General features: G+C 71.8%; 13 protein-coding genes and 1 pseudogene. 7 read left to right on the top strand and 7 right to left on the bottom strand.

Annotated elements, in window-relative coordinates:
- Positions 1-3,333: multifunctional oxoglutarate decarboxylase/oxoglutarate dehydrogenase thiamine pyrophosphate-binding subunit/dihydrolipoyllysine-residue succinyltransferase subunit (locus FF041_RS31890; protein WP_194292254.1), on the top strand; the 3,333-nt coding region annotated here is incomplete at its 5' end.
- 134 nt (positions 3,334-3,467) lie between these two features.
- Here the strand turns inward: FF041_RS31890 and FF041_RS31885 are convergent.
- The 4 genes from FF041_RS31885 to FF041_RS31870 all read right to left on the bottom strand — a co-directional run bounded on the left by FF041_RS31885 (position 3,468) and on the right by FF041_RS31870 (position 10,406).
- Complete coding sequence (locus tag FF041_RS31885) at positions 3,468-6,866, bottom strand: SAV_2336 N-terminal domain-related protein (protein WP_153525948.1); 3,399 nt, start codon at positions 6,864-6,866, stop codon at positions 3,468-3,470.
- A gap of 4 nt (positions 6,867-6,870) precedes the next feature.
- On the bottom strand, positions 6,871-7,881 hold the full coding sequence (locus tag FF041_RS31880) for an AAA family ATPase (RefSeq protein ID WP_153482234.1): 1,011 nt from the start codon (positions 7,879-7,881) through the stop codon (positions 6,871-6,873).
- Positions 7,882-8,010: 129 nt separating this feature from the next.
- Positions 8,011-9,990: a VMAP-C domain-containing protein gene (locus FF041_RS31875; RefSeq protein ID WP_153525947.1), complete on the bottom strand. Its 1,980-nt coding sequence runs from the start codon at positions 9,988-9,990 to the stop codon at positions 8,011-8,013.
- The gene (locus tag FF041_RS31870) at positions 9,987-10,406 is read right to left on the bottom strand and encodes a CU044_2847 family protein (RefSeq protein WP_323393284.1); all 420 of its coding nucleotides are present in this window, start codon (positions 10,404-10,406) and stop codon (positions 9,987-9,989) included. Before FF041_RS31870 ends, FF041_RS31875 begins: the two co-directional genes overlap by 4 nt.
- 167 nt (positions 10,407-10,573) lie before the next feature.
- Here FF041_RS31870 and FF041_RS31865 point away from each other — a divergent pair, with 167 nt between their 5' ends.
- Positions 10,574-10,759 (top strand): DUF6104 family protein, encoded by a 186-nt coding sequence (locus tag FF041_RS31865; RefSeq protein WP_124439251.1) that lies wholly within the window; start codon positions 10,574-10,576, stop codon positions 10,757-10,759.
- Between the two features lie 6 nt (positions 10,760-10,765).
- On the opposite strand, the gene FF041_RS31860 is transcribed toward FF041_RS31865, so the two are convergent.
- Positions 10,766-11,584, bottom strand: coding sequence for a hypothetical protein (locus tag FF041_RS31860; protein WP_153525946.1), 819 nt, complete (start codon positions 11,582-11,584; stop codon positions 10,766-10,768).
- Positions 11,585-11,744: 160 nt separating this feature from the next.
- Here FF041_RS31860 and FF041_RS31855 point away from each other — a divergent pair, with 160 nt between their 5' ends.
- Both FF041_RS31855 and FF041_RS31850 read left to right on the top strand, forming a co-directional pair.
- The gene (locus tag FF041_RS31855) at positions 11,745-12,635 is read left to right on the top strand and encodes a DUF4097 family beta strand repeat-containing protein (protein WP_153525945.1); all 891 of its coding nucleotides are present in this window, start codon (positions 11,745-11,747) and stop codon (positions 12,633-12,635) included.
- 1 nt (position 12,636) lies between these two features.
- A complete protein-coding gene (locus tag FF041_RS31850) occupies positions 12,637-13,593 on the top strand; it encodes a PadR family transcriptional regulator (protein ID WP_153525944.1) in 957 nt (318 codons plus the stop codon).
- Between the two features lie 501 nt (positions 13,594-14,094).
- Here FF041_RS31850 and FF041_RS31845 read toward each other — a convergent pair.
- Together FF041_RS31845 and FF041_RS31840 are read right to left on the bottom strand one after the other, a co-directional pair.
- Positions 14,095-15,057, bottom strand: coding sequence for a zinc-binding dehydrogenase (locus FF041_RS31845; protein WP_153525943.1), 963 nt, complete (start codon positions 15,055-15,057; stop codon positions 14,095-14,097).
- Positions 15,058-15,280: 223 nt separating this feature from the next.
- Positions 15,281-16,513, bottom strand: a complete 1,233-nt coding sequence (locus tag FF041_RS31840) for an NAD(P)-dependent malic enzyme (protein WP_153525942.1) — start codon at positions 16,511-16,513, stop codon at positions 15,281-15,283.
- Between the two features lie 530 nt (positions 16,514-17,043).
- Here FF041_RS31840 and FF041_RS31835 point away from each other — a divergent pair.
- The 3 genes and pseudogenes from FF041_RS31835 (at position 17,044) to FF041_RS31825 (ending at position 19,890) form a co-directional block, all read left to right on the top strand.
- Positions 17,044-18,033 (top strand): annotated as a pseudogene (locus FF041_RS31835) (ABC transporter substrate-binding protein).
- Positions 18,034-18,190: 157 nt separating this feature from the next.
- Positions 18,191-19,132, top strand: a complete 942-nt coding sequence (locus FF041_RS31830; RefSeq protein WP_323393281.1) for an amino acid ABC transporter permease — start codon at positions 18,191-18,193, stop codon at positions 19,130-19,132.
- Positions 19,129-19,890, top strand: coding sequence for an amino acid ABC transporter ATP-binding protein (locus tag FF041_RS31825; protein ID WP_323371267.1), 762 nt, complete (start codon positions 19,129-19,131; stop codon positions 19,888-19,890). Before FF041_RS31830 ends, FF041_RS31825 begins: the two co-directional genes overlap by 4 nt.
- The last annotated feature ends 56 nt before the right edge of the window (positions 19,891-19,946 follow it).

The raw sequence follows: 19,946 nt of genomic DNA, 5'->3' as shown, positions 1-19,946 counted from the left end.
GCCGCCGTCGCGAAGAACATGAACGCCTCGCTGGAGATGCCCACGGCCACCTCCGTGCGCGCCGTCCCGGTGAAGCTGCTCTTCGACAACCGCATCGTCATCAACAACCACCTCAAGCGCGCCCGGGGCGGGAAGGTCTCCTTCACCCACCTCATCGGCTACGCGATGGTGCAGGCCCTCAAGGCCATGCCGGCGATGAACTACTCCTTCGCGGAGAAGGACGGCAAGCCCACCCTCGTCAAGCCGGAGCACGTCAACTTCGGTCTCGCCATCGACCTGGTCAAGCCCAACGGCGACCGCCAGCTCGTCGTCGCGGCGATCAAGAAGGCCGAGACGCTGAACTTCTTCGAGTTCTGGCAGGCCTACGAGGACATCGTCCGCCGCGCCCGCGGCAACAAGCTGACGATGGACGACTTCACCGGGGTCACCGTCTCGCTGACCAACCCGGGCGGCCTGGGCACCGTGCACTCCGTGCCGCGGCTGATGCCCGGCCAGTCGGTGATCATGGGCGTCGGCTCGATGGACTACCCCGCCGAGTTCCAGGGCACCTCCCAGGACACCCTGAACAAGCTGGGCATCGCCAAGGTCATGACGCTGACGTCGACCTATGACCACCGGGTCATCCAGGGCGCGGCCTCCGGCGAGTTCCTGCGGATCGTGGCGAACTTCCTCCTCGGCGAGCAGGGCTTCTACGACGACATCTTCGAGGCGCTGCGCATCCCCTACGAGCCGGTCCGCTGGCTCAAGGACATCGACGCCTCGCACGACGACGACGTCACCAAGGCCGCCCGGGTCTTCGAGCTGATCCACTCCTACCGGGTGCGCGGCCATGTCATGGCCGACACCGACCCGCTGGAGTACCGCCAGCGCAAGCACCCCGACCTCGACATCACCGAGCACGGGCTCACCCTGTGGGACCTGGAGCGCGAGTTCGCGGTCGGCGGCTTCGCCGGCAAGTCGCTGATGAAGCTCCGCGATGTGCTCGGCGTGCTCCGCGACTCGTACTGCCGCACCACCGGCATCGAGTTCATGCACATCCAGGACCCCAAGCAGCGCAAGTGGATCCAGGACCGCGTCGAGCGCCCGCACTCCAAGCCGGAGCGCGAGGAGCAGCTGCGGATCCTGCGCCGGCTGAACGCCGCGGAGGCGTTCGAGACCTTCCTCCAGACCAAGTACGTCGGTCAGAAGCGGTTCTCGCTGGAGGGCGGCGAGTCCGTCATCCCGCTGCTGGACGCGGTCATCGACTCGGCCGCCGAGTCCCGTCTCGACGAGGTCGTCATCGGCATGGCCCACCGCGGCCGGCTGAACGTCCTGGCGAACATCGTCGGCAAGTCGTACGCGCAGATCTTCCGCGAGTTCGAGGGCAACCTCGACCCGAAGTCGATGCACGGCTCCGGCGATGTGAAGTACCACCTGGGCGCCGAGGGCACCTTCACCGGACTGGACGGCGAGCAGATCAAGGTCTCGCTGGTCGCCAACCCCTCCCATCTGGAGGCCGTCGACCCGGTCCTGGAGGGTGTCGCCCGCGCCAAGCAGGACGTGATCAACAAGGGCGGCACGGACTTCACCGTGCTGCCGGTCGCCCTGCACGGCGACGCGGCCTTCGCGGGCCAGGGCGTCGTCGCCGAGACGCTGAACATGTCGCAGCTGCGGGGCTACCGCACCGGCGGCACCGTCCACGTCGTCATCAACAACCAGGTCGGCTTCACCGCCGCCCCGGAGTCGTCGCGCTCCTCCATGTACGCCACCGACGTGGCCCGCATGATCGAGGCGCCGATCTTCCATGTGAACGGCGACGACCCGGAGGCATGCGTCCGGGTGGCGCGGCTCGCCTTCGAGTTCCGCCAGACGTTCAACAAGGACGTCGTGATCGACCTCATCTGCTACCGCCGCCGCGGTCACAACGAGGGCGACAACCCGCAGTTCACCAACCCGCAGATGGTGGCGCTGATCGACAAGAAGCGCTCGGTGCGCAAGCTCTACACCGAGTCGCTGATCGGCCGTGGCGACATCACGCTGGAAGAGGCGGAGCAGGCGCTCCAGGACTTCCAGGGCCAGCTGGAGAAGGTCTTCGCGGAGGTCCGCGAGGCCACCAGCCACCCGGCCCCGGCGCATGTCCCGGACGCGCAGGCCGAGTTCCCGGTGGCGGTCACCACGGCGATCTCCCAGGAGGTCGTGAAGCGGATCGCCGAGTCCCAGGTGAACATCCCCGACCACATCACCGTCCACCCGCGGCTGCTGCCGCAGCTCCAGCGGCGTGCCTCCTCGGTGGAGGACGGCACGATCGACTGGGGCATGGGCGAGACGCTGGCCATCGGCTCGCTGCTGATGGAGGGCACCACGGTCCGGCTCTCCGGCCAGGACACCCGCCGCGGCACCTTCGGCCAGCGCCACGCGGTCCTGGTCGACCAGGAGACCAACGAGGACTACACCCCGCTGCTCTACCTCACCGACGAGCAGGCCCGCTACAACGTGTACGACTCGCTGCTCAGCGAGTACGCCGCGATGGGCTTCGAGTACGGCTACTCGCTGGCCCGCCCGGACGCGCTGGTCATGTGGGAGGCGCAGTTCGGCGACTTCGTCAACGGCGCGCAGACCGTGGTGGACGAGTTCATCTCGTCGGCCGAGCAGAAGTGGGGCCAGACCTCCGGCGTCACCCTGCTGCTGCCGCACGGCTACGAGGGCCAGGGCCCGGACCACTCGTCCGCCCGCCCGGAGCGGTTCCTCCAGATGTGCGCGCAGGACAATATGACGGTCGCCATGCCGACGCTGCCGTCGAACTACTTCCATCTGCTGCGCTGGCAGTCCCACAACCCGCACCACAAGCCGCTGATCGTCTTCACCCCGAAGTCGATGCTGCGTCTGAAGGCGGCGGCGTCGAAGGCGGAGGAGTTCACCACCGGCGGCTTCCGCCCGGTGATCGGCGACGCCTCGGTGGACCCGGCGGCCGTGCGCAAGGTCGTCTTCTGCTCCGGCAAGGTCTACTACGACCTGGACGCCGAGCGGACCAAGCGCGGAGTGACGGACACGGCGATCATCCGGCTGGAGCGGCTGTACCCGCTGCCGGGCGCGGAGCTCCAGGCGGAGATCGCCAAGTTCCCGAACGCCGAGAAATACCTGTGGGCGCAGGAGGAGCCGGCGAACCAGGGTGCGTGGCCGTTCATCGCGCTGAACCTGATCGACCACCTGGATCTGGCCGTCGGCGCGGACGTCCCGCACGGCGAGCGGCTGCGGCGCATCTCGCGCCCGCACGGCTCGTCCCCGGCGGTGGGCTCGGCCAAGCGGCACCAGGCGGAGCAGCAGCAGCTGGTGAGCGAGGTCTTCGACGCCTGACGCACAGGCGCTGAAAGCTGAAGGCTGACCGAGGGGCCGGTACCGCGAGGTACCGGCCCCTCGGCCGTCTCTGCGGGGGTACGGGGACTCAGCCCAAGGCCCAGCCCAGGCCCGGCTCAGCCACAGTCCCGGGCTCAGGCTTCCTCCGCCAGACGGGCCGTCTCCAGGCGGTCGACCTCCTGGCGGATCAGATCGGCCGCGTCCGAGCCGGCCGTCGTCAGCAGCCAGAGCACCGCCCGGTGCTCCTCCAGGGCGCGCTCCGGGCCCGCCGTCCGCTCCAGCCGGCCCGCGCGCGCCCACTGCGCGGTGACCGCGTCCCTCGGCAGCCCGCCGAGCGCCCGCTCGGCCTGCCGGTAGTACGTCACCGCCGTATGCAGCCGGGAACGGGACGCCGTACGCGTCGCGAGCAGCGCGCACGCCACCGCCCGGGCCCACCACGCGCAGGCCGCCAGCTTCGCCTCCGCCGCCCCGCGCGCCGCCGCCCCCAGCACCCAGTCCGCCTCATGCAGATCGGCGGTCTTCTCATCGGCCCGGAACCGCTCGATATACGCCTGTCCCAGCAGCGCCCGGCGGCGCGCGAGCTCCGGATCCGGGCCCGCGGTCTCCTCGATCGCGCCGCGCAGCGCCCGTACCGCCGCGTGGACGTCGGCCGGGGTGTCCTTGTCGACGCCCCGCTCGGTCAGCTGCCGCCCGAGCGCGGTGAGCACGGCCGCCCGCACCGGGTCGTGCCACGACAGCAGCGGCAGCGCCTCCGTCCAGGCCGCGATGGCGGAGTCGCGGTGCGTCCAGCTGCCGGTGGCGACGTACCGCTGGTCCAGCAGTCCCGCCATCCGCAGCAGAATGTGCGCCTGTGTCTCCCTGTCCCCGCCCACATTGCGGCGTGCCTGGTCCAGGGCCTGGAGGATGCGCAGCCTGGTGTCGTCGTCGGGGCGCTCGTCGGCGAACTCGATGGCGTCGGCGTAATCCAGCCATGCCTGGCAGAGCTCGGTCTGGTCGACGGCGTCCCAGTCGATGCCGTCGATGCCCGCGTGCAGATCGTCCCCGGCCCGTTCGGCGTAGGCGCGCGAGGCGGCCCGGTCCAGCTCGCGGGGGGCCACCGGCCCCTCGCCGCGCAGGTGGCGGGCGAGTTCCAGCAGCAGTCCGCCCCGGATCAGCAGCGCCGACTCGCGGCGCTCATCGGTGCGCAGCTCCGCGAGCGCCGGGGGCACGTCGTCCTCCATGAGCAGCGGTACGACGTCGACGGCGGTCCGGACGGTCGCGGTGAACCAGTCGCCCGGCCCGAGGGGGCCGCGCAGACCGTGGGGGGCGCCGAGCACCGCGAGCCGTCGCAGCACCCGGATCCGGGCGGAGGCGGCGGCTTCCGTGAGTCCGCCGGGCCAGCTGTGCGGGGAGTCGGTCAGCTCGGTGAGGCTGCTGTCGGCCGCCGCGAGCAGTACGGCGGCCACCGGGCCGGCCTCGTCTCCCCGCTGCACCCTGGCCCATTCGGGGGCGAGCCCCGCGCCGAGCCGGCCGGCGGCGACTTCCTCGGCCATGGCCTCCAGGATCCGCGCCAGGGTCAGCTGGGCGCGCGGCGGTCCGCCGGAGATCGCGTTCTGCGCCGCGTCGAGCGCCTCGGGCAGATCCTCCGGCAGCGGGCGCACCAGCCAGCGCCGGAGCAGGGCGTCGGCGAGCTCCTCGTAGAGCCCGGCCCGTTCGGTGGTGCGCCGTTCGGCCTGGGCGGCCGAGCCGAGCAGTCCGATCGCCGCGTCGAGATCGCTGACGGTGCCGTGTTCGCCGAAGTGGGTGAGGCAGACGCGGGCCCTGGCGACCAGGCCGGCCGTGCCTTCCTTGGGCGGCTGGCCGCAGGGCGCGGGCGGCCGGTTCGCGCCGAGGCGGCGCAGCACCTGGGCGGAGACCTGGGCGAAGGCCCGGAGCCGGCGGCTTTCCGGTCCGGCGGGGGGCTGGGGGCGCGGGTCGACCGCGCCGGTGAGGAAGGCTGCGGCCATGGCGGGGAAGTTCCGTGCCGTGCGCCCGTAGCGGGACTCGACGTACTCGGAGCAGTGTTTGAGCACCAGGGCGGCGCTGCCCGCGCCGAGCTGGCCGAGGAGTTCCTCGCGCACCCCGTCGAGAAAGGCGTAGGACGGGCCGCCCTCATCGCCGCCGGGGCCGTTCTCGTCGCGTCGCAGCAATCCGCTGAGCAGCACTTCGGCCAGGACGTCGGGGCCGCTGCGCCCCAGCATGGCGCGCTGGACGAGCCGCATCACGGGCAGCAGCAGGGGCACGGCGGAGAGATAGACGGCGAGCTGGGCGGCGGCGGGCGACGCCGTTCTGCGGAAGAGGCGTACCCGGTCGGCGGGGGCGAGGCGCTGTGCCTGGCGGGGGCGGGCGACGGCGGGCTGATGGCGGCGGAGCACGATCGCGGCGGCGGCGCCCAGGGTCTGTCCGGTGCCGCCCGCGATCAGCCGGGTCCATGCCTCGAAGGAGGAGCGGCGCAGCGCGAGCACGGGGACGGGGATGCCGCGGGTGACGGCCGTGCCCTGCCCGGGGGTGAACTCCAGCCGTCCGGCGGGTCCCTCACGCCGTCGCAGCAGCCCGGGGCGGGCGGGCAGATGGGTACGTCCCCACATGCGCTGGGGCAGCGGCTGGACGACGGCGACGGGCGCGGTCGACGCCCAGGTGTACAGGAGCCGCTGCATCCGGCCGCTGCGCCACAGGGGGCCCGCGCAGTCGCTGAGCACCACGGTGAGCTGGCGTCCGGTGGGGTCGCCGAGCTGGGCGGGCACGGGGCCGCGGTCGCCGATGCGGTGGACGGCGATCTCGCGGAACGCTCCGGCGCGTTCGCAGATCTGGCGCAGCTCTTCGAGTGCGTCGCCCCAGACGACGTTGGAGCTGGATTCGTCCATGACGAGGGCGAGGCGGGCCTCGCGGCGGTGGACGGTGGAGAGGACGGGTACGAGGAGTCCGGTGTCGGCGGCGCGGTCGGCGGTGGCGCTCTCGTCCAGTTCGCGGCGGACCAGGCTGACGGGCGGGCGGTAGCGCTGGAGGGGCCGGAGGGAGCGCTCCAGGGCGGGGGCGTCGGTCAGGGCGGCGGGCACGGGGACGGGGACCCGGCGCAGCGGTCCGCCGCCGGGCCCGGTGCCGTAGCCGTCCGACGGCGGGTCGGGGGCGTAGAGGCCGATGGGGGTGGAGGGCGAGGGCGGGATGCGGAAGCCCGTGGGCGGGAAGGGCTCGGGGCCGGCGGCGGGGGGCGGTTCGCCGGTCCATGCGGGGGGCGGTTCCCCGGGGCGGGCGGCGACCGGGGCGGTCGGGGGGACGTAGCGGGCGAGCCAGAGGGCGTCGGCCAGCTCTCCGGCGGTGGGCTGGAGCTCGGCTTCGCGGAGCCGGGCGATGAGGGCGGTGAGGGGCGCGAGGGCGGCGGGGGTCATGGGGCCGGGCGGGGCCGGGGCCGGGCCGTACGAGGTCTGCCCGGAGGTGTGGGAACGCTGCCCGGGACCGTAGCCGTACGGCGGCCGTCCGCGTCCAGGGGGCGGCTGGGGGCGTCCGGGCGGGGGCATCCGGTCACCGCTGCCGGGTGTCGAGCGGGCGCATCAGCAGTCCGGCGATCTCCTCGCGCCGTCCCTGCTCCGCCCGCACCGTGTGCTGGGTGAGGTAGATCGCGTTGAGCAGCTGATCGGTGGGGCGGAGTTCGCCGTCGCCGTCCTCGCTGATGAACCGGTTGATCAGATCGAGGTTCCGCTCGTCGGCCCCGGCCCCGAAGTGGGCCTGCACCATCGCGGCAAGCCGTGCGTCGCGCGGCGGGTCGAGATGGAGATGGATGCAGCGGCGCAGCAGCGGCGCGGGGAAGTCCCGTTCCCCGTTGCTGGTCATCACCACGAAGGGGAAGGCATGGCAGCGGATCCGGCCGCCGCGCACCGGCGCCCGCCGTCCGTCGTCGGTGAGCACCCGTACGTCGTTCTGGCCCGGCCGGTCGGCCATCCGCTCCAGCTCCGGAAGGGCGAACTCCCCTTCCTCCACCACATTCAGCAGATCGTTGGGCAGATCGATGTCGCTCTTGTCGAGTTCGTCGATGAGCAGCACCCGGGGCCGTTCGGCCGGGAGCAGCGCGGTGCCGAGCGGGCCGAGTCTGATGTACCGCCCGATGTCGTCGGGTTCGCGGCGTTCGCGCTCGGCCAGCTGGGCGTCCTGGAGGCGGCCGATGGCGTCGTAGGTGTAGAGGCCGTCCTTGAGCTCGGTGCGGCTGACGACGGGCCACTGGAGGACGCGGCCGAGGCCGAGTTCGTAGGAGATGGAGTGCGCGAGGGTGGATTTGCCGCAGCCGGGCTCCCCGGTGACCAGCAGGGGGCGGCGGAGATAGAGGGCGGCGTTGATGAGTTCGAGCGCGCGGCCGTCCTGGGCGGGCGGGGTCCCGACCCGCGCGCCGAGCCGCCGGGTGGACGAGGTGTCGATGGGGGGTGCGGGGTCGGGCAGCGGCTCCCCGGAGAAGGCACGCCAGGGCGGGGGCGGCGGCAGTGCGCGGATCCGGTGCGGGTCGGGCGCTCCGACGCCGCGGTAGATCAGCCAGTCGTCCATCGCTCGCTCCTCGTTGACGGCCGGGCGGACCGGTGGCGGGCAACGCCGTTTATGTACCCACGGCTCCGGGCTCCCATTGCCCGGTCGCGCGATCTCTTGCCCGGCTCCCTCCGGGGGGTCGCGCTCTGCTCACGGGGAGTCCACGGGTCCGCCGCCGTCGCCGGGCAGCGGGCGGTCCGGGTCGTCGTAGAGGAGGGCGACTCCCTCGGCCCAGTGGCCGCCGTTCCGTGATCCGCTGATGTCGTCCCTGATGCGGCGCAGCCGGTCGGGAAGCTCCAGTGGATCGGCCGCCTGTTCGAGGAATCGGGCCGCGCCGTCGTGGAGCCGCTCGCAGAAGTCGGTACAGCCGTGATCGGGGTGACCGTCGGTGTGCCAGAGGGCTACTCCGTACCCCGCGTCCAGGGCCATGCGCATCGCCCGGCGGCCGACGCCGCTGCCCGCGGGCCGGCAGAGGACGGGCACGGCGGACGGCCCCATCTCCTCGAAGTGCCGGGCCCGGGGGACCTGGCGCGGCGGGGGCGTACGGACCGCGGTGAGCGCTCCGGAACGCTCCATCTCCCGCCATCGGCGCACCCAGACGGCGTCCGGTTCGCCTCGTCTCGTGATATCGCGCAGCACCACCATCCGGCGTACCCCGATATACGCGGGATGGTGGAGCCGGGCCATCTCGGTGAGCTGCCAGCGGTGTACGGCGGTGTCGAAGTGCTCGGCGGGGAGGGCCACTTCCAGCGGTGCGGGCGTGCCGGGTGAGTCCACCGAGGCGAAGACCTCGGCGAGCGGCCCGCGCAGCCGCCGTACCAGCCGCTCGGGCGGTACGCCGTCGCCGTGCTGCTCCTCGTGGAGGGGCTCGTTGAGGTCATGGCCGTCGTCGACCCGGACCCGCCAGTAGAAGCGGGGGGCGACGGCGTCGGCGACGGGTTCCAGCTCCACGATGACGATCGCCGAGCCGTCGCCGAGCCGGGGGTAGCGGACACCGAGCCGGGAGAGTCCCGAGGGGCCGGCCGGACGGCCGATCCCGGGCGGCAGGCTCGCCTGGGTGACCACGGTGTGCACGATCCGGGACACGTCCTGGAGCCGGTGGGCCACCCAGTCGGCGAGCGCGGCGGGGTCGCCGCCGCGGTCGCGTTCGTACTCCACCACCAGCTGGAGATAGTGCAGCGCGGCGATGGCGGCGACGGGCCGGCCCGCCTCGTACAGCAGGCCGTGGCCGTCCCGCCAGGCGTGCGGCGGCAGCTGGCCGGGCGGGGCGGCGACCGAGCCCCGGGCCTTCTTGGCGAGCTCGGCGACGGGTCTGATGCCGTCCGGCGGGGGTACGGAGCTCAGCAGCGCGAGCGCCTCGCGCCGGTCGCGGGGGCTCCACTGGTCGCCTCCGGTGTGCACTCCGGCGCCGGGCAGCTGGTGCTGGCGTTCGATCCAGTTATGCCCGGTGATCTTCGGGGACTGGCCGTGCCAGCGGTCATGGGCGGCCATCAGCCGCTGGTAGACGGGGCCGAAGCGGCGGAGCGCGGTGGCCGCGATGGCCATTCCGCCGTCGCGGCCCGCCCGCCGGGATTTGAGGACGCCGACGACCGAGCCGGTATGGACGTCGAGTACGGGAGAGCCGGAGCCGCCCTTGGGGAACTCGGCCTCGGGCACGAAGCGCATGCCGTAGTCGTCGTCGAAGCCGTTGATCCGGGCGGTGGCCTTCCAGCGGACGGCCCGGCGGTCGGCGCGGGGCCGGTATCCCTGGACGACGCCGCGCCCGCCGGGGTGGTCGGTGCGGTCGGTGAGCCAGACGCACTCGTGCTCGACGCCGGAGTCCAGTACGCGGACCAGGGCGAGGTCCGCTTCCACCGGGACGCTCTGCGCGGCCGGCTCTCCGTCGAGCAGCCAGTGATCGAGCCGGGCGTCGAGGGGTTCGCCGCCGTTCACCTCGCTCCCGCTGAGCTGAAAGACCCGGCCCGGGTCGCCGCGGAGATGGGGCGCGAGGACATGGGCGCAGGTCAGCACCCATCCGGGGGCGACGAAGAAGCCGGTGCCCCACATCGCGGGCTCCTCGGGTCGGGCGGAGGCGAAGTGGACGACGGCGGCGCGGGTGAGGGCGTCGATGACGGAGTCGGAGTCGGTCATGACGCGGAGACAGGGTCATGGGGCCCGGACCGGCGCGACTGCCGGGGCGCGAAGCCGGGGCCCTGGGGCTCCGCGCCTTGGTCCGCCCGCTGCTCCTTGAGCTGCCAGACCAGGGTGACCTGCACCGATGCCTTAGCCTCCCCTGACGCGAGCACGGCGAGCGCGCCGCCGGACTTGGCGGTCAGCTCGATCCCGAAGGAGACGCTCGCCTCATCGGGCCCGGCGGCGGCCACCGCTTCGAGGACCGCCGCGCCGACCCCGCCGATCAGCTCGTTCAGCTGCCGCACCCGGGCGGCGGCGCTCTCGGCGACGCCCACGTCCTCGTCGTCCTCGCCGTATCCGTCACCGGGCGCGGAGAGCCGGGCGTGCACCACCGCGCCCCCCGGCAGTTCTATCCGCTGGACCCGTCCGCTCACGGCTGCCCCCGCTCTCGACGCCCGACTGCGCCCGACTACCCCTGTACGTACCGCATCCGCGCCCGGTCTGAACGGCGAGCGGCCCGCCGCCCCGTCCCGTCGCGGGCGGGCCTTCCCCGTCGCCGTAGTCTGAAGACGTAGTCCCCCGTCTGTCCCAGGAGCATGTCTTGTACTTCACCGATCGCGGCATCGAGGAGCTGGAGAAGCGGCGTGGCGAGGAGGAGGTCACCTTCGAGTGGCTCGCCGAGCAGCTGCGTGCCTTCGTCGATCTGAACCCCGACTTCGAGGTCCCGGTGGAACGGCTGGCCACCTGGCTGGCACGCCTGGACGACGAGGACGAGGACGACGAGTAGCTGAACTCAGGCCGCCGGCCCGGACCAGGGCAGTCGCCGGCGGGCCACCACACCGTTGACGATCAGTACGGCCCCGGCGGCGGTCCAGCCGGGGCTGTGCCGCCGGAGCCCGAAGAGGGCCAGCGGCACCCCCACCGCGAGCTGTGCGGCCCCGAGCGCTTTGGCGTACTCATGGGAGCGTTCCCGCCGGTCGCGCAGCCAGTGGTCGAGCCCCTCCTCGACGGCGTTGAGCTCCGCCCGTACGGCATCGCGCCAGCCCGCCCATTCGACCGTCTCCGCCCCCAGGGCGCGGGCGGTGGCGCGCAGCGCGTCCGCCGACTCCCCGGGGGCGAGCCCCGGCGGCAGCCTCAGTCCGGCCCTCGCGAGCACGGCGACCAGGCCGAGCAGCCTGGCCCGGCCGTCCGACGCGTTGTCGGGCCGGGTCAGCGGCTCCAGGGACTGCACATCCAGTACGGGGTCGAGCCCGAGGCGGTCCGCGAAGGTGTGCATGGCCTCCTCCTCGCCCGCCGGGGTGCCGTCCTTGAGCCAGACGTATCCGACGGGTCTGCGGAATCCGGAGGCGAGGGTGAATCCGGTCCGGTCGCCGTCCCACCACAGAGCGAGCGCGGGCCGGTTGACGGCGACGGACACGGCCGACGCCCAGCCGGCGACCACCCGGTCGACGGGCTCGCCGCCGTCGCGCCAGGGCTTTCCCTCGGGCACCAGAACGCTCCACTCCCCGGCCGGGGCCAGCAACTGCGTCTCCCGCAGCAGATGGGCCGGAGGCCGTACGGCGGAGAGATCGGCCCGGCAGAGCAGCAGTGCGCCCACGGGTGTCGCGTTCATGGAACTCACGCTAGGGCAGTTTCCCCCGATATGACGCCTTATGGACGGCCGGGTGTCATCATCCCGTCCTTGAACATCACCTATTCGCGATATATCGTATTGACAAGAGACGCGATATATTGCGTCGTGGTCCATCCGTCCGGCTGGGGAGGTCAGCGTCATGACAGAGTCGACGTGGGAGGTCGCGGAGCCGCGGAAACTCACCTTCGACGAGCCGGTGACGGCGCTCGATGTGCGCGTCGTCAACGGCACGGTGAATGTGGTGGGCACCGATGAGGGCTCCGCCCGGCTGGAGGTCTCCCAGATCACGGGCCCCCCGCTGAAGGTGACCCGGCAGGGCTCCACGCTCACCGTCGCCTATGACGATCTGCCCTGGAAGAGCTGGCTGAAGTGGCTCGACCGCAAGGGCTGGCACCGTGAGGTCACGGTCTCGCTCGCGGTTCCGGCCGCCGCCGCCGTGAAGGTCGGGGTCGTGGGAGCCGGTGCGGTGATCTCCGGCATCCGCGGGACCGCGTCCGTGCGGAGCGTCAGCGGGGACGCCACCCTGGTGCGGCTCTCCGGGGACGTCCAGGCCGAGACGGTGTCGGGGGATCTGGAGGCCCAGTCCATGACCGGCGGTCTGCGCTACAACTCGGTGTCCGGGGATCTGACGCTGATCGAGGGCGCGGCGGGAGCGTGCGTACGGGCCGAGTCGGTCAGCGGGGACATGCTGATCGATCTCGCCGCCCATGAGGACGGCACGCCCCGGCCCGCCGACATCAGGCTCAGCACCGTCTCGGGCGAGGTCGCGATCCGGCTGCCGCATCCGGCGGACGCGGAGGTCGAGGCGAACACGACGAGCGGGTCCGTCTCCAACGCGTTCGAGGATCTGCGGGTCAGCGGCCTCTGGGGGGCCAAGAGGGTCACCGGCCGGCTCGGCCCCGGCAAGGGCACCCTCCGGGCCACCACGATGTCGGGCTCGATCGCGCTGCTGCGCAGGCCCGCCGGGGAAGAGGACGAACCGGAGGCCCCGGTCGCCCCCGACGCCGGCTCCACCGGAAAGGTGCTCTGAGATGCCGCCTGTATTCGCCCATGGCCGACTGCGCCTGTATCTGCTGAAGCTCCTGGACGAGGCCCCCCGCCATGGGTACGAGGTGATCCGGCTGCTGGAGGAGCGTTTCCACGGCCTGTACGCCCCCTCGGCCGGCACGGTCTACCCCCGGCTGGCCAAACTGGAGGCCGAGGGCCTGGTCACCCATGCCACCGAAGGGGGCCGCAAGGTCTATTCGATCACCGACGCCGGCCGGGAGGAACTGGCCGGACGCAGTGGTGAGCTGGCGGATCTGGAGGTGGAGATCCGGGAGTCGGTCTCCGAGCTGGCGGCGGAGATCCGCGACGATGTGCGCGGTGCCGCGGGGAAGCTGCGCAGCGAGATGCGGGCGGCGGCGTCCCGGACCAGGACCACGCCCCGCGCGGAGAACGAGGAGTGGCGCAAGGTCACCCATGAGTGGCAGGAGCAGGCCCGCCGCGCCCGGGAGGAGGCCCAGCAGGCCCGCCGCCAGGCGAAAGAGGCCCAGGACTCGGCACGCCACGAGATGCAGCGGATCGCCAAGCAGGTCCAGGACCAGGTGCAGGACCACTTCACCCGGGGCGACTGGCCGACCGGGGTCCGCGAGGGCCTGTCGGAGCTGACGGCGCAGCTGAGCGGCCTGGCGAAGCACGGCATGTCCTGGCCCCCGAAGCCGGACCCCTCCGGCCCCACACCCCCTGCTCCCTCCACCACCCCGGACCCGTCGGACGCCCCCGAAGCCCCTGCCCCGGACCCGGTCGCCGAGTGGCCGCGAGACCTGGCCCGTACCGGCGACCCGGCCCGCGACCTGGACCGTCTCCTGGACCGCTTCCGGGACGACATCCGCGACGCGGCCCGGGACCACGGCGTCACGGAAACCCAGCTCGCCGAGGCCCGCCGCCACCTGTCGTCGGCGGCGGCACATATCGCGGCGGCGCTGCATACGGGCGACCGGAAGTAGCAGCGGCCGAACCAGCCGGGCAGCCGAGCCACCCACAGCAGCCGCCCGGCGGGAGGGGCCCGCACGGCCCGGCACACGGTCCGGGCGGGGCGGGTTGAGTCTCATGGGAGGGGGCCGCGCTCCCCAGCGACTGGGCCCGCTTCGTACGGCCGGGATCGGCGGCGGGCGGTTTCGACTTCATGGGAGGGGGCCGCGCAGGGGTGGTGCCGGGACGTAAAACGTGATTTTGTGGCGCAAAGGAGGCCCGCCATCAAACAGGGACTGGAAACGCGCCGTAAATCATGAGTCCCGGCACCACCCCGGAGCGGACCCCGGACCCCAGCACACCGCACCCAGCCCACACCGAAGCACCCGAAGCAGACCCCGCACCCCAACCCCGAAGCACCCTCGGAGCGGACCCCGCACCCACCCCACCGACAGGCGTCAACCTTGATTGAAAGTTACGGGGTCGCCTCCGGGACGGCCGCCCCGAGAGGACAGCCGTCCCAAGGCCGGCCGTCGCTACGGAGTCAGCACCACCTTCCCGAACAGCCCGCCGCCCGCCATCCGTTCGAACCCCTCCCGGGCCCGGTCCAGCGGAAGCACCTCGTCGATCACCGGCCGCACCCCGGTCGCGGCGCAGAAGGAGAGCAGATCCTCCAGCTCGTCCCGGGACCCCATGGTCGAGCCCACGATCTTCAGCTCCAGAAAGAAGATCCGGGTCAGCTCGGCGTGCGAGGGCCGGTCGCCGCTGGTCGCGCCCGAGATCACCAGAGTGCCCCCGGGCCGCAGCGACTTGACCGAGTGCGACCAGGTGGCCGCACCGACGGTCTCGATCACCGCGTCCACCCGGCGGGGCAGCCGGGCCCCCGGCGCGTACGCGCCCTCCGCGCCCAGCTCCACGGCCCGCGCGCGTTTGGCCTCGTCGCGGCTGGTGGCGTACATCCGCAGCCCGGCCGCCTTCCCCAGCACGATCGCGGCGGTCGCCACTCCCCCGCCCGCGCCCTGGACCAGTACGGAATCACCGGGCCGCACCCCGGCGTTGGTGAAGAGCATGCGGTAGGCGGTGAGCCAGGCGGTCGGCAGACAGGCCGCCTCCTCGAAGCTCAGCTCCGCCGGCTTGCGCAGCACATTCCAGGTCGGTACGGAGACCTGTTCGGCGAAGGTGCCCTGATAGCGCTCGGTGAGGATGGAGCGCGGCTCATCGGGCCCGACGCCATGGCCGCTCTGGCCGATGACGGAGTGGATCACCACCTCATTGCCCTCGGGGTCCACCCCGGCGGCGTCACAGCCGAGGATCATGGGGAGCTTGTCCTCGGCGAGACCGACGCCCCGCAGGGACCAGAGGTCGTGATGGTTGAGGGAGGCGGCCCGGACGGTGACGGTGGTCCAGCCGGGGCGTTCCTGAGGGGCCGGGCGCTCTCCCAGCTCCAGGCCGTCGAGCGGGCTGTCACGGTCGATACGGGCGGCGTAGGCGGCATACATGGCCCGACCCTAGGCCGGAGCGGCCCGCGAGGGAACGGTGCCGGGGCACGAGAAGGGCCCGCGCCCCAGGACGCGAGCCCGGGACGCGGGCCCAGGACGCGAGCCCGGGACGCGCCCCCAGGCCGGGCACCGCACCCAAAGGCGGCCCCCGACCCGTACCCAACGCCCCCGCGCCAGACGCCCGCGCCGAACGCTCCAACGCCAGGCACCCGCGCCAAACGCCCTACCGCCGAGCGACCCCCTCGGCCCGTGCCGCCGCCGCGACGGCGGCCGTCACCGCAGGGGCGACGCGCTCGTCGAACGGCGACGGGATGACCCGGTCGGCGGACAGCTCGTCGGCCACCACATCCGCCAGCGCGTCAGCCGCCGCGATCTTCATCCCCTCGGTGATCCTGGACGCCCGCACCTGGAGCGCGCCCGCGAAGATGCCGGGGAAGGCCAGCACATTGTTGATCTGGTTGGGGAAGTCGCTGCGGCCGGTCGCCACCACCGCCGCGTACTTGTGCGCGACATCGGGGTGGATCTCCGGGGTGGGGTTGGCCATGGCGAAGACGAAGGCGCCCGGGGCCATGGAGGCGACCGCCGCCTCCGGCACCGTGCCGCCGGAGACCCCGATGAACACGTCCGCGCCCGCGAGCGCGGACTCCAGCGAGCCGCTGAGACCTGCCTTGTTGGTCAGCTCCGCCAGCTCCCGCTTGACCGGGGTCAGATCCTCGCGGTCCCGGCTGACGATCCCCTTGCGGTCGCTCACCGCCACATCGCCGACCCCGGCCGCCAGCAGGAACTTGGCGATGGCCACGCCCGCCGCGCCCGCGCCCGAGATCACCGTGCGCAGATCGCCCAGGTTCCGCCCGGTGAGCCGCGCCGCGTTCCGCAGGGCGGCGAGGGTCACCACCGCCGTGCCGTGCTGGTCGTCGTGGAAGACGGGGATGTCGAGCCGCTCCTGGAGCTTGCGCTCGATCTCGAAGCAGCGCGGCGCGGAGATGTCCTCCAGATTCACTCCGCCGAACGAGGGGGCGAGCCGCACCACGGTCTCGACGATCTCGTCCGCGTCGGTGGTGGCGAGCGCGATCGGCACCGCGTCCACGCCGCCGAACTGCTTGAAGAGGATCGCCTTCCCCTCCATGACCGGGAGCGACGCCTCCGGGCCGATGTCACCGAGGCCGAGCACCGCTGTCCCGTCCGTCACGACGGCGACGACCTGGGACTTCCAGGTGTAGTCATGCACCAGCTCCGGCTGCTCGGCGATCGCGCTGCACACCTTCGCGACGCCGGGCGTGTACGCCAGGGACAGGTCGTCCTTGTCGCGCACCGGCACCGTGGCCTGAACGGCCATCTTGCCGCCGCGGTGGAGCGCGAACGCCGGATCGAAGGGCTCCGCCGGAGCGCCCTCCATCCCGCCGTCCGTGTCGCTGCCGCGCTCGTCGCTACGAGGGTTGACGATCTCCGCTGCCATTGATTTGACCCCTTAAGTCTTCATCTGTTGAGGGTTTCCACTCCTGGTTGAGGAGGGGTGGGCGGGCACCGTGTCCACGCCCCGCCCTGGCGGTTGGCCGCCCGGCAGGGGGTGGTGTGAACACGCGGGCGCGCCGCACACGCGCCCTGAGCCCCGGATGAGGGGTGTAAGGATCCTTCTTACCCGACCGAGGCCGCCGGGGACGAGTCGATATTCCGGTACTGGCCTGACTCATCGCTGATTTCAGGACACGTCGGCTACGCGCCCTGAATCTGGCCTGTGCTGCACCACAGACCGCAGAACTTCCGGTCGGAAGGATGTATTCCCGTAAAAGGTCCGGTCATGATGTACCGGCCCCAGGGTGGTCGGGGGTGTCCCGTTACCCGATTTTGACATGCGCAGCCCCCTGAATGGGCTAGTCCGAATGGCAAGATGCCGAAAACACTCAAGGTCGTGACACTCCCAGACGAGTACGCGATCGGGAACAACCACGAACTGGCAGCTCACCGACCCGCCGGAGGACCTCCATCATGACCGCACGCAGGACGCGCCGCATGACCGCCGCGAAGACCCGGAAGACCCTCAATTCCCGGATCGCCGCGGTAGGCGCCATCGCGGTCGCCGGCTCCATGCTGCTGACCGGCTGTGGCGACCAGACCGACAGCAACGGGGGGACCACCGCGAAGGAGACCGGTTCCTCCGCCGCCCCGGGCAATGAGCTCAATGAGCTGCTGCCCCAGGCGATTCGGGACAAGGGTGTCGTCAAGGTCGGATCGGACATCGCCTAACCGCCGGTGGAATTCAAGGACGACTCGGGTAAAACGGTCGGTCTGGACCCGGATATCGCCGCCGCCCTCGGCAAGGAGCTGGGGGTGAAGTTCGAGTTCGAGAACGGCACCTTCGACACCCTCATCACCGGTCTGCGCTCCAAGCGGTACGACATCGCCATGTCGGCCATGTCGGACACCAAGGACCGCCAGAACGGCGTCGACTCGGAGACCGGCAAGAAGGTCGGCGAGGGCGTCGACTTCGTCGACTACTTCACCGCGGGCGTCTCCATCTACACCAAGAAGGGTGACGACAAGGGCATCAAGAGCTGGTCCGATCTGTGCGGCAAGAAGATCGTCGTCCAGCGCGGCACGGTCTCCGAGGACCTCGCCAAGGCCCAGAGCAAGAAGTGCGGCTCCAAGGGCAAGATCACCATCGAGGCCTTCGCCAACGATCTGGAGGCCCAGACCCGGCTGCGGGCGGGCGGCGCGGACGCCGGTTCCGCCGACTTCCCGGTGGCGGCGTACGCGGTGGAGACCTCGGGCGGCGGCAAGGACTTCCAGATCGTGGGCGACCAGGTCGAGGCCGCCCCGTACGGCATCGCCGTGGCCAAGGACAACGCCCAGCTGCGGGACGCGCTCAAGGCCGCGCTGGACGAGATCATCAAGAACGGCGAGTACAAGAAGATCACCGACAAGTGGGGCGTCGCCGCGGGCGCGGTGACCGAAGCGAAGGTCAACGGCGGCTCCTGACCCGGGCGCGGGACCGATGCCCCGGCCGGGCCGAGGCGCCCGGCCGGGCGCCTCCCGGCCGGAGCCGTCCCCGCCGGGCAACCGCCCCGGACCGGGAGACCCCGGCCGGGCCCCGGTCCCCCAGGTCAGCAACCGACTCGCCATCGAAAGGCTCCTTGTGACTGCCGACATCAAGAAAACAGGCCCGGAGGACGTACCACCACCGCCGGCGGCCGGACCGGAGGCCATCAGGGCCATCCCGGTGCGGCACTACGGTCGGTACGTCACCGCCATCCTCGCGATCGCCCTCTTCGGGCTGGTCGTCTACGCCTTCTCCCAGGGCGACATCAACTGGGGCACCATCCCCGAGTACTTCTTCGACGACCGCATCATCGAAGGCGTGTGGAAGACCCTGCTGCTGACGGTCCTCTCCATGGCCATCGGCATCGTCGGCGGCATCCTGCTGGCGGTGATGCGGCTGTCGAAGAACCCGGTGACCTCGTCCATCGCCTGGTTCTACATCTGGTTCTTCCGGGGCACCCCGGTCCTGGTCCAGCTCTTCGTCTGGTTCAACCTCGGCCTGGTCTTCCAGTACATCAACCTCGGCTTCTACCGGGACGAGTGGTCGGACTTCATGACCCCGCTCCTGACCGCGCTGCTGGGGCTGGGCCTCAATGAGGCCGCGTACATGGCGGAGATCTGCCGCGCCGGTCTGCTCTCGGTCGACGAGGGCCAGACCGAGGCGTCGCACGCGCTGGGCATGAGCCACAGCAAGACCCTGCGCCGGGTGGTGATCCCGCAGGCGATGCGGGTGATCGTGCCGCCCACGGGCAACGAGGTCATCAATATGCTGAAGACCACGTCGCTGGTGTCGGCGGTCCAGTACGCCGAGTTGTTCAAGTTCGCCCAGGACATCGGCAGTGCCTCCGGAGCCCCGGTGGAGATGTACTTCCTGGCCGCCGCCTGGTACCTGGTCATGACCTCGATCCTGAGCGTGGGGCAGTACTACCTGGAGCGGTACTACGCCCGCGGCTCCAGCCGCACCCTGCCGCCCACCCCGCTCCAGAAGATCCGGTCGACCGTGTTCTCGGTGCGCCGCCCGAAGGGAGTGTCCGCGTGAACGCGATGGTCAAGGCCGAGGGCGTCCACAAGTCCTTCGGACCGGTCGAGGTCCTCAAGGGCATCGATCTGGAGGTCGCCCCCCGTGAGGTCTTCTGTCTGATCGGCCCCTCCGGCTCCGGCAAGTCGACCTTCCTCCGGTGCATCAACCATCTGGAGAAGATCAGCGCCGGCCGGCTCTCGGTCGACGGCGAGCTGGTCGGCTACCGCCAGAAGGGCGACAAGCTGTACGAGCTCAAGGACAGCGAGGTCGCGCTGAAGCGCCGGGACATCGGCATGGTCTTCCAGCGCTTCAACCTCTTCCCGCACATGTCGGCGATCGAGAACGTCATGGAAGCCCCGGTCCAGGTCAAGGGCGAGTCCAAGGCCGTGGCCCGGGCCCGCGCCGAACGGCTGCTGGACCGGGTGGGGCTGGCCGACAAGGCCGGGAACTACCCCTCGCAGCTCTCCGGCGGCCAGCAGCAGCGGGTGGCCATCGCCCGGGCGCTGGCGATGGAGCCCAAGCTGATGCTCTTCGACGAGCCGACCTCCGCGCTCGACCCGGAGCTGGTGGGCGATGTGCTGGACGTGATGCGCGGACTCGCCGAGGACGGCATGACGATGGTCGTGGTGACGCATGAGATGGGCTTCGCGCGCGAGGTCGGCGACGCCCTGGTGTTCATGGACGACGGTGTGGTGGTCGAGTCCGGCCACCCCCGCGACGTCCTGACGAACCCGCGGCACGACCGTACGAAGGCGTTCCTGTCCAAGGTGTTGTAGCCGCTCCGGCGGCAGGCCGAAAGGGCGGTACGGAGGCTCCGTACCGCCCTTCGCCA

Source organism: Streptomyces jumonjinensis (genome assembly GCF_009600885.1).
Taxonomy (GTDB): domain Bacteria; phylum Actinomycetota; class Actinomycetes; order Streptomycetales; family Streptomycetaceae; genus Streptomyces; species Streptomyces jumonjinensis.
This window is presented reverse-complemented; position numbering and strand designations above follow the sequence as displayed.